The organism is Mycobacterium sp., from assembly GCF_049281135.1.
Lineage (GTDB): Bacteria > Actinomycetota > Actinomycetes > Mycobacteriales > Mycobacteriaceae > Mycobacterium.
Genome location: NZ_JBAPRN010000519.1, coordinates 1 through 2,508, shown reverse-complemented (window position 1 = coordinate 2,508; position 2,508 = coordinate 1). Strand labels below are relative to the sequence as shown.

Genomic DNA, 2,508 nt, shown 5'->3' with positions numbered 1-2,508 from the left:
GTCGCGGCTGGGTTGACGGTTACTTCGTCGACCCCGCCGCGACCAACCCGACTACCGGCGCGCTCTCATCGCCAAGCGCCACAAAACTCGATGAAAGGCGCAATTTGGCCGTTTTGCATCACGTTTGGCCGTAGGCTCAGCGCGCGAATCCCGCCCTTTGGCCACTGCGACTAGCGCGCCGGGAACCCGCCGATTACCGCCGGAGGTATGAAAATGGTCAACCCGAATAGCCCGACTCCCCAAGGGCCGCGTCGTCCCGTGGCGGTGCTTGGCACGTTGTTGCCGCATCTGCATCCTGAGCGCCATTATGTGTATCGCGATGTCACCGGGCTGGCGTTGTTGGCAGCGTTGATCGCAGCCGCGTTCGGGTCGCTGCCGGTGGCGTTGGTGCTGACGGCGGTGGCGTTGCCGGCGGCGGTGCTGGTCTACATTCACGATCACCGGTTGTGGCACGACGAGCCGATCACGGTGATCGTTGTGGCGTTTGGGCTTTCACTGCTACTCGGTGTTGCGGTCGGTCTGCTGGAAACTCATTTCATCCCTTTGGCGGCTGCGGGTTCGATCCACTATCAGTTACCGCCGGTCCCGCGCATCCTCGAATTGGGTCTGCTGGTTCCGGTGGCGGCGTTTGTAGCGGTACTGATTGGCCCGCTCGTGATCAGCGGCCGCCCGTCGTTCCGGCATCCGCTAGATGTCGTGGTGGCTGGTTCGCTCAGTGGTGCAGCCCTGTCGTTGGGGCTGAGTGTGGTGGTCCAGCATGGAGCATTTACCCACGTGCAGGTGACGGCAGGTGACCCGGCGCACGTGGCGTTTATCGCGTTGACGTTGGGATTTCTGCAGCCGATTGTGCTGGCGACGGCGGCTACGGTAGGCGTGCTGGGGTTGCGTCGGTTGGGTGTGAGCCCGGTGCTCGGGGTGATCGAGGGGTTGGTACTGGTGGTGGCCTACGAGTTGGCGACCACCGTGTTGCATCCGTATGGGACGCGCGGGATTGTGCTGACCGCGCTGGCGGCGTTCGTGTTGGCGGCGGCGGGATTGGTTGCGGCTCGTAATGCGTTGCATGCGGCGCTGCTTGCCGACACGGGCGCGGATGCGCAGGGTGCGGAAGCCCCTGACGTGGAACATCGGTTGCATGCCGGCTTGGTCACCGCGATCGTTACGGTGGTCGTGGTGATCGCCGCGGTCGTCAGTGTGGCGGTGGCACTGAGCGGCCCCTCCACGCGCCCCGCGCCGCCGGGAGAGGGCGGCATCGGACGGATCGCGCCGCACTCTGCTGCGGCGGCCCGGTCCATCCGCCCAGGGGTAGGCAAATTGGATCAGAGCCCTTGGGGCAGAGTAGCTTTGGCGTCGACCACGACATCGCTGGCGGCTGGCGCGGCCGCCACCATCAACTTGACGCACGGAATCAACATGACGGTGGCTCCCGGCTGGACAGTCACCGATCAAGGCCAGCAGTCCGCCGATCTCCTCAATCGCGACCAAAGCGCGGCCCTGTTCGTTGTCGTCGGTGGCGTGGACACTTCCGACATCGGGCAGGAGTCGACCTCACTGATCAACCAGAATATTCAGAGCTCCGGATTGACCAACGTCAAGCAGCGTTCGGCACCGCCGCAGCCGTTGCAGGGCAATAACTTTCAACAGATGCTCGAGGTCGATTACACCGCCAACGTCCAAACCGCTCAGGGCACAGATCAGATCTACGGCGGTTGGGTGACGCTGTACAACTCCGTAACCGGCGGGTCGGGCTTCTTCAACATCTATGCCGGGAGTCGTGACGCGTTTACAGCGGCGCTGCCGGACGCGGCGACCATGATGGTCTCGATGGAGTAACGGCCCGGCCGGTCGGCCGTCAGGACTTGACGTTCGACGCCATCGCTCGTGGATGGCCTGAGCCGTCAGAACCGCAACAGCGCGGCCAGCACGACGGCGGTGACCGTTGTGGTCAATTCGATTGCGGCGCCGAGCACGTCGCCGTTGACACCGCCGAATCGACGCACACAGTGCCGGACCAACAGCGTGGCGCAGGCGAGCGAGACCACGACCGCGGCCGGCCCTTGCCACGGGTGCCGACCCGCCGCGGACGACGCGGCGAGCAGCACGACGACCCAGGCCGCGACCACCGGGGCCGGTTGGGTGCCGACGACCAGAGTGCCCAACCTGCTTCCGGCGGCGGCCGGCACCGTCCGGCGGCAGGCCAGCACCGCTGCTACCCGGCCCGCGCACACGGCTGCCACGATCCCAACGGCGCACAGCGCCGAAAACGCCAGTCCCTGAAGAACGATCACCAACACGACGGTCGCCACGCCGAACGGTCCGGTCGACCCGTCGCGCATCACCTGCAGCGCGCGTTCGGGCGGCCCGTAGCAGCCCAGGCCGTCGGCGGTATCGGCCAGACCGTCGATGTGCAAGCCGCGGGTGACCGTCAGCAGTGCGGCCACCGCGAGCAGGCCGGCCAACGCGTTACCCGGGCCGAACGCCAATCCGGCGGCCCACGTCACCGCTGCACCC

Annotated in this window: 2 protein-coding genes; one reads left to right on the top strand and one right to left on the bottom strand. The window is 66.2% G+C overall.

All coding sequences use genetic code 11. The features are described 5' to 3' along the window. The first annotated feature begins 213 nt into the window (after positions 1–213). On the top strand, positions 214–1,830 hold the full coding sequence (locus tag WAN02_RS20570; RefSeq protein WP_422266070.1) for a zinc ribbon domain-containing protein: 1,617 nt from the start codon (positions 214–216) through the stop codon (positions 1,828–1,830). A gap of 65 nt (positions 1,831–1,895) precedes the next feature. Here the strand turns inward: WAN02_RS20570 and WAN02_RS20565 are convergent. Continuing rightward, the coding region (locus WAN02_RS20565; protein WP_422266069.1) for an adenosylcobinamide-GDP ribazoletransferase at positions 1,896–2,508 on the bottom strand (613 nt) is incomplete at its 5' end.

Excerpts from the sequence above, each read along its gene's own strand:
- WAN02_RS20570 (WP_422266070.1), top strand. The coding sequence starts at position 214 with ATGGTCAACCCGAATAGCCCGACTCCCCAAGGGCCGCGTCGTCCCGTG.